Origin of the sequence: Pseudomonas sp. B5(2017) (genome assembly GCF_002112825.1) — a bacterium.
In the GTDB taxonomy this organism is placed as follows: Bacteria; Pseudomonadota; Gammaproteobacteria; order Pseudomonadales; family Pseudomonadaceae; genus Aquipseudomonas; species Aquipseudomonas putida_Z.
Genome location: NZ_NEIR01000031.1, coordinates 1 through 8,035 on the forward strand (window position 1 = coordinate 1; position 8,035 = coordinate 8,035).

Here is an 8,035-nt window from a genome sequence, read left to right on the forward strand (position 1 = left end):
CTGACCGGTCCTGCCGGTGCCGACCTGAGTCAGCACGGAGGTCTGTCCATCGCGCTGAGCAACGGCGAGGTGATCAACATCCCTGCGGGCCAGGTCAGCGCGTCGCAAACCGCTAACCTGGCGGATGACGTCTATGTCGGCAGCAGTGCTCCGAGCATCGCCATCAACGGGATCACCGAGCAAGGCACCGGCAAACAGGTCTTTGAAAACCTGGTCAAAGGCGACCCGGTCACCCTGCAGATCACCGACGAACCGGGTACCCCAGGCAACCCTGGCACGCCGGGCACGCCGAATGGCGGCGATGAAGTGACGCTGACCCTCACCGGCAATGCCGTGCAGGAAGGCAACACCACAACCATCACCGGCACCCTGAGTCATCCCGCAGGCCAGACCTTTACCGTCACCCTGAGCAACGGCCAGACCCTGACCTTCGCTAAGGACGCCACCACCGCGACCACTGCACCGTTCGTGGCCCAGAGCGATGATGTGTACCGTGACGGCGAAACCCAGACCGTCAGCGTGACAAATGCGGGCAACCACAACTTCGAAAACCTGAACACCAGCGCGACCACGACAGTCACCGTGAGCGATACCGTCGACACCGTGAAGGCCGAGCTGAGCATCTCGCCGAACCCGGCGGTGGAAGGCCAGGCGGTGACTTACACCATCACCCTGACCGGTCCTGCCGGTGCCGACCTGAGTCAGCACGGAGGTCTGTCCATCGCGCTGAGCAACGGCGAGGTGATCAACATCCCTGCGGGCCAGGTCAGCGCGTCGCAAACCGCTAACCTGGCGGATGACGTCTATGTCGGCAGCAGTGCTCCGAGCATCGCCATCAACGGGATCACCGAGCAAGGCACCGGCAAACAGGTCTTTGAGAACCTGGTCAAAGGCGACCCGGTGACCCTGCAGATCACCGACGAACCGGGCACGCCAGGCAACCCTGGCACCCCAGGCACGCCGAATGGCGGCGATGAAGTGACGCTGACCCTCACCGGCAATGCCGTGCAGGAAGGCAACACCACGACCATCACCGGTACCCTGAGTCACCCGGCAGGCCAAGCCTTCACTGTCACCCTGAGCAACGGCCAAACCCTGAGCTTCGCCAAGGACGCCACCACCGCAACCACCGCGCCGTTCGTGGCGCAGAGCGATGACGTATTCCGTGATGGCGAAACCCAGACAATCAGCGTGACGAATGCGGGCAACCACAATTTCGAAAACCTGAACACCAGCGCGACCACGACCGTTACGGTGAGCGATACCGTCGACACCGTGAAGGCCGAGCTGAGCATTTCGCCGAACCCGGCAGTGGAAGGCCAGGCGGTGACCTACACCATCACCCTGACCGGCCCGGTCGGTGCCGATCTGAGTCAGCACGGGGGCCTGTCCATCACACTGAGCAACGGCGAGGTGATCAACATCCCTGCGGGCCAGATCAGTAGCTCGCAGTCGGGCGTCCTGGCGGACAACGTCTATGTCGGCAGCAGTGCTCCAAGCATCGCCATCTCTGGGATCACCGAGCAAGGCACCGGCAAACAGGTCTTTGAGAACCTGGTCAAAGGTGATCCGGTGACCCTGCAGATCACCGACGAACCGGGTACTCCAGGCAACCCTGGCACTCCAGGCACGCCGAATGGTGGCGATGAAGTGACGCTGACCCTCACCGGCAATGCCGTGCAGGAAGGCCACACCACGACTATCACCGGCACCCTGAGCCACCCGGCAGGCCAAGCGTTCACCGTCACCCTGAGCAACGGCCAGACCCTGACCTTCGCCAAGGACGCCACCACCGCGACCACTGCACCGTTCGTGGCGCAGAGCGATGACGTGTACCGTGACGGTGAAACCCAGACTGTCAGCGTGATCGATGCCGGTAGCCATAACTTCGAGAACCTGAACACCAGTGCCACCACGACCGTCACCGTGAGCGATACCGTCGACACCGTGAAGGCCGAGCTGAGCATTTCGCCGAACCCGGCAGTGGAAGGCCAGGCGGTGACCTACACCATCACCCTGACCGGTCCTGCCGGTGCCGACCTGACCCAGCATGGCGGTCTGGATATCGCGCTGAGCAACGGTAAGGTGGTTCACATCGCAGCTGGGCAGATCAGTGGCTCGCAGTCGGGTGTTCTGGCGGACAACGTCTATGTCGGCAGCAGTGCCCCAAGCATCGCCATCAACGGAATCACCGAGCAAGGCACTGGCAAACAGGTCTTTGAGAACCTGGTCAAAGGCGACCCGGTGACCCTGCAGATCACCGACGAACCGGGTACCCCAGGCAACCCTGGCACTCCAGGCACGCCGAATGGCGGCGATGAAGTGACGCTGACCCTCACCGGCAATGCCGTGCAGGAAGGCAACACCACAACCATCACCGGTACCCTGAGCCACCCGGCAGGCCAGGCCTTCACCGTCACCCTGAGCAACGGCCAGACCCTGACCTTTGCCGAGGGCGCGCTTACCGCGACTACCAATCCGTTCGTGGCGCAGAGCGATGACGTATTCCGTGACGGCGAAACCCAGACCATCAGCGTGACGAATGCGGGCAACCACAACTTCGAAAACCTGAACACCAGCGCGACCACGACCGTCACCGTGAGCGATACCGTCGACACCGTGAAGGCCGAGCTGAGCATCTCGCCGAACCCGGCCGTCGAAGGCCAGGCGGTGACTTACACCATTACCCTGACCGGTCCTGCCGGTGCCGACCTGAGTCAGCACGGTGGTCTGTCCATCGCGCTGAGCAACGGCGAGGTGATCAACATCCCTGCGGGCCAGGTCAGCGCTTCGCAAACCGCTAACCTGGCGGATGACGTCTATGTCGGCAGCAGTGCTCCGAGCATCGCCATCAATGGCATCACCGAGCAAGGCACCGGCAAACAGGTCTTTGAAAACCTGGTCAAAGGCGACCCGGTGACCCTGCAGATCACCGACGAACCGGGCACCCCAGGTAACCCTGGCACCCCGGGCACGCCGAATGGCGGCGATGAAGTGACGCTGACCCTCACCGGTAATACCGTGCAGGAAGGCAACACCACAACCATCACCGGTACCCTGAGCCACCCGGCAGGCCAAGCGTTCACCGTTACCCTGAGCAACGGCCAGACCCTGACCTTCGCCAAGGACGCCACCACCGCGACCACCGTACCGTTCGTGGCGCAGAGCGATGACGTATTCCGTGACGGCGAAACCCAGACCGTCAGCGTGATTGATGCTGGTAGCCATAACTTCGAGAACCTGAACACCAGTGCCACCACGACCGTCACGGTCACCGATACCATCAACACCGTGACGGTCGTGCTGAGCGCTTCGCCCAACCCGGCAGCCAAGGGCCAGGAGGTGACCTACACGGTCAATCTGGAAGCGCCGGCTGGCATGAGCGCAAGCAACCATGGCGGCCTGACCATCAAGCTGGACAATGGCCTGACCATCATGGTGGCGGCGGGCGGCACCACCGGCACGGTGAAAGGTGCCATTCCCGACGGTGTCTTCGTGGGTGGTGGCAGCGTGTCCGTGGGCATCGACCAGATCACGCAGAATGGTACGGGTAGCAAGGTGTTCGAGAACCTGGTCCCGGGCGCCAGCGTTGCGGTGGGCATGACCAATGCCACGCCAACCATCACTTCGGGTGCCGCGCTGGTGTCCGAGGAGGGGCTGATCGGCGGGAACAAAGACACCGTCGGTTCACCAGCCGACCAAAGCGACAGCAAGTTGTACGCTGGCAAGCTGACGGTCAGCGATATCGATACGCCGTCGGCCAACCTCTCGGTCAGCCTGGCAGCACCATCGACAGCGCTGACGTCCTCTGGCCAGAGTGTGCAATGGGCGTTGTCCAATGGCGGCAAGACCCTGACCGGCACGGCCGGTGGCAAGGACGTGATCGAAATCAGGATCGACAACGCCGGCAACTACACCGTGGAACTGAAGGGGCCGCTCGACCATCCGAACCAGGCGGCCGAGGATGTACTGTCCCTCAACGTTGGTGTCAGCGTTTCCGACGGCAGCACCTCATCGACCGGCACGCTGACGATCAGCGTCGAAGACGACAGCCCGACCTTCGCCACCAGTGACAATGCCGGCATGTGGAACACTGTCGGGTACACGGCGGTTGGCGACACGCACTTCCTGGCGGGCGGTGATGGCGTGGGCACGCTGAAGTTCGGCACCATCGTTGGCCTGCCTTCGGGCTGGAGCAGCAAGGCAACGGATGCAAGCGGTACCACGGTGGAAGTTTTCGACGGTACCACGAAGGTGTTCACGCTTGCCTTGGGAGCGGATGGGCACTACACCGTCACCCAGAACAGCATGCGTGAAGGTAGCCGAGATACGTTCAACCTGGAAAGTTTGAAGTCCGGGAATACCTCAACCCTGCCTGTCACTTTCACCAGTGGCATAACGGCCACCTTTGAAGCCTTGGCCAGTGCTACAGGGAAGCCGACGATCAACGTCGGCAATGGGCTGGGGGTAGGTAACAACCACTTCTCTGCCAACGAAAAGTTCTCCGTGGCGTTCACCGATGCCCAGCAGCACGCCGTCTCGATGAAAGAGGTCACGCTAGGCATTGCGCGGCTTCAGGTCAGCGGTGACGTCAATATCATCGCCTCCTACAAGGACGCCAATGGTGTTGTGCATGAAGCAACGAAGACGTACACCATCACCTCTGGCTCCGAGGCCATAAAGATTCTGGCCAGTGACTTCGCGGGCCTTGCCGGGCACGCCTTCGACACGATTACCCTGGCTGCACCGAGCAAGAGTACGCTTGACACCACCTTCACCAAACTGACCTATGTAGAGGAGAAACCTGCCAGCGACCTGAACTTCACGGTCCATGTCATCGGCACCGACCACGATGGTGATTCGGCAAGCAGCTCGTTCGTGGTGACATCCCATGGTGACGCAGCCTCGTCGGCGTCGATGAGCACGATGTCGCTGATGGCGAGCGACACATCGGACAGCGCCTCCACATCCCTGCTTGGCAGCGAGAACCACATCCTGTTCGTGGGGGCAGGGGACAGCACCGTCACCGGCAGCAGCGGCATCGCCGAGTCCTTTGTGTGGACGGCAGGTGATACCGGCCATGACGTGGTCAGGAACTTCAATGCTGAAGAAGGCGACCGCCTGGACCTGAGTGCCCTGCTGCAGGGCGAATCGCTGTCGTCCATCGACAGCTACCTGAAGATCACCACGGTCGATGGCGAGTTGACCTTGCAGGTCAGCACCCAGGGCAAGTTCACTCCCGGCGGTGACACCAGCAGCGCTGACGTGTCGATCAAGCTTGAAGGTGTGAACTGGTCGAACACCACGGTCAGTTCGCTGGTCAGTGGTGGTGATCCAACCATCAAGATCGACCACTCCGGGCAATGAGCCACGCCCCGCGGCGGCCGCCAGGCCGCTGCGGGGTTCCCCCGGCGGCCTGTTTCGATGAAGGGCGTGACGCTCAGGCTGTAGGCCGTCAGAGTGGGCTTGCCGATGGTGAGTCAGGTGTCTTCTGTGGTTATTGTTGAATCCCCTCAAGTTTCTCGACTGCCTGTGCTGGCCCATTCGCGGGCACGCCCGCTCCCACAGGTACTGTGCAAGTCTTGATTACTGTGAAGATCCTGTGGGAGCGGGCGTGCCCGCGAAAGGGCCAGCACAGGCAACACACCTCTCATGGCTTGGCGCAAAGTCCGGGTCTCGCTAGACATCTCCCACAGGTTTTACTGCAGGGTCACCGGCTTCATGCCATCCGGCAGCTTTTGGATAGCTGCCTCCATCCGCGCGATCGGTGCCGCGAGTTCGTCCGCTTCCTTGTCCTTGCCCTCCCTTCTCAGGCGATCACGCTCAAGGCGCAGGTTAAGCAAATTCTTCTGCAGCTTCAGGGCCGAGGTATTGAACGGATCCATGCTTTTCTCACGCTGTAGGCTTCCGTGCCGTTGTAGGAAAACTGGACCGTAGCAGCTCGAATTTGCTGGAGAAACTGATGTTTCATACAGGCAAATCTCACTACTTCGATTCTTCCTACACTGCGAGGTAAAAGATCCTACAAGCCGCATTTCAAATCGTGTCTTTCAAATTCGCCTCAACACCGCGCGGTAGCTGGGGACAACCGGTTTTCGACAATGCAGGCCCTCGACGCGGCTCAAACCAGGGCCTGCCATTCCTTTCGAAACCTTATGTAGCAATTGCCGCCCCGCAAGCTACAGGTGGTCCGCATCCACCACCGCATGGGTGAACGCCTGCGGCGCTTCCTGCGGCAGGTTGTGGCCGATGCCGCCGCTGATCAGTCGGTACTCGTACTTGCCGGTAAAGCGCTGCGCATAGGCTTCGGCTGGCGGGTGCGGGGCGCCGTTGGCGTCGCCTTCCAGGGTGATGGTCGGTACGCCGATGCTGGGGAAGCTGGCCAGTTTGACCTCGAGCGGGTCGTAGCGCGTTTCGCCCTGGGCCAGCCCCAGCCGCCAGCGGTAGTTGTGCACGGTGATCGCCACCTGGTCGGGGTTGTCCAGGGCCTTGGCGCTGCGCTCGAAGGTGGCGTCGTCGAAGGCCCACTTGGGCGAGGCGGTTTGCCAGATCAGCTTGGCGAAGGCATGGCGGTTCTTTTCATAGCCGGCCTGGCCGCGCGCGGTGGCGAAGTAGTACTGGTACCACCACTGCAACTCGGCACTGGGGGGCAGGGGGGCCTTGGCGGCTTCCTGGCTGCTGATCAGGTAGCCGCTGACCGATACCAGTGCCTTTACCCGCTCTGGCCACAGCGCCGAGACGATGTCGGCGGTGCGTGCGCCCCAGTCGAAGCCGGCGAGCACGGCACGCTGGATATGCAGCGCATCCATGAAGGCGATCACGTCGCTGGCCAGTGCCGAGGGCTGGGCATTGCGTGGGGTTGCCGCAGACAGGAAGCGGGTCTGCCCGTAACCACGTACGTAGGGCACCAACACCCGGTAGCCTTTTGCCGCCAGGGCGGGTGCAACTTGCTCGAAGCTGTGAATGTCATACGGCCAGCCATGCAGCAGGATCACCACCGGGCCATCGGCCGGGCCTTGCTCTACGTAAGCCACATCGAGCACGCCAGCGTTGACGTGTTTCAGCGGGCCGAAGTCATCCGCCGCTGCGGCGGCTGGCTGGGGCTGCTGTGGTGCAGCCGTGGCCATGTTCGCCGCCAGCAGGCCAAGTGGCAGCAGGGCACAGGCGAGCAGCGTACGGCTGAAGCGGCGTGGCAGGGCGGTGGTCGAGTGGCGGGCAGACATTGGGCATCTCCTTGGCGAAGCCATCGGTGCGGGTTGATGGGTGCCAGTAAAGATGACGGCTGTATCGCGGATGTGTCCGCTCGGCCGGTAGGAAACGTTCTTGTGTATCAGGTCTCAATTTGTACACATGAAGATACAAACACCGGCTGGCAGCGGGTTTTGCCGCTTCTGCTACGATCGATGAGTTTTCCCGGCCAAGGAGAGGCCCATGCATTACGTTGTGATTGAACCTCACCGCAGTGAGTACCCGCGGCCCATCCGCTTCGCCAAGGGCACCTTGCTGAACATTGGCCCACGCTACGAGGGCGAGGCAGGTTGGCAGGACTGGTACCTGTGCACCTGCACCGGCCAGGAGCCCGGCTGGGTGCCGGCCCAATTGATCGAGCGGCTCAGCGTGTGCCAGGGCAGGGCGCTGGACCACTACTCGGCGCATGAACTGGATGCCGATCCGGGGCAGTTGGTGCAGATGGTGCGCCCGCTCAATGGCTGGGTCTGGTGCAGGCGCCATGGCAGCGATGAGTTTGGCTGGTTGCCTGCGCAGAAGCTTCAGCAGCTGACCTGATGTACGCGTTCTCTCCAAGTACGCAGCTCTTGTGGGAGCGGCCTTGCGTCGCGAAAGGGCCGCAAAGCGGCCCCGGCAATTTTGCGGGATGCATCGAACCCCTGGGTCCGCTGCGCGGCCCTTTCGCGACGCAAGGCCGCTCCCACAAAAGTGGACTGCCCCCAAGAAGTTGGACACCAATCCAACCCTTGGGGGATCTATGGGTAAATACACAGAGCAGTTCAAGCTCACGGCTATCACCGCTTACCTA

The 8,035-nt window shown here is 62.1% G+C and carries 4 protein-coding genes; 2 read left to right on the forward strand and 2 right to left on the reverse strand.

All coding sequences use genetic code 11. From position 1 onward, the window contains the following. A partial coding sequence (locus tag CAG00_RS27265) for an immunoglobulin-like domain-containing protein (protein ID WP_139832851.1) occupies positions 1–5,367 on the forward strand: 5,367 nt, incomplete at its 5' end. A 332-nt stretch (positions 5,368–5,699) separates the two neighbouring features. Here the strand turns inward: CAG00_RS27265 and CAG00_RS27270 are convergent. After that, positions 5,700–5,885, reverse strand: a complete 186-nt coding sequence (locus CAG00_RS27270) for a hypothetical protein (protein WP_025339711.1) — start codon at positions 5,883–5,885, stop codon at positions 5,700–5,702. Positions 5,886–6,179: 294 nt separating this feature from the next. After that, a complete protein-coding gene (locus tag CAG00_RS27275; RefSeq protein WP_085665799.1) occupies positions 6,180–7,223 on the reverse strand; it encodes an alpha/beta fold hydrolase in 1,044 nt (347 codons plus the stop codon). A gap of 208 nt (positions 7,224–7,431) precedes the next feature. Between CAG00_RS27275 and CAG00_RS27280 the strand changes: the two genes are divergently transcribed. Next, positions 7,432–7,785 (forward strand): SH3 domain-containing protein, encoded by a 354-nt coding sequence (locus CAG00_RS27280; RefSeq protein ID WP_025339709.1) that lies wholly within the window; start codon positions 7,432–7,434, stop codon positions 7,783–7,785. Positions 7,786–8,035 lie beyond the last annotated feature (250 nt).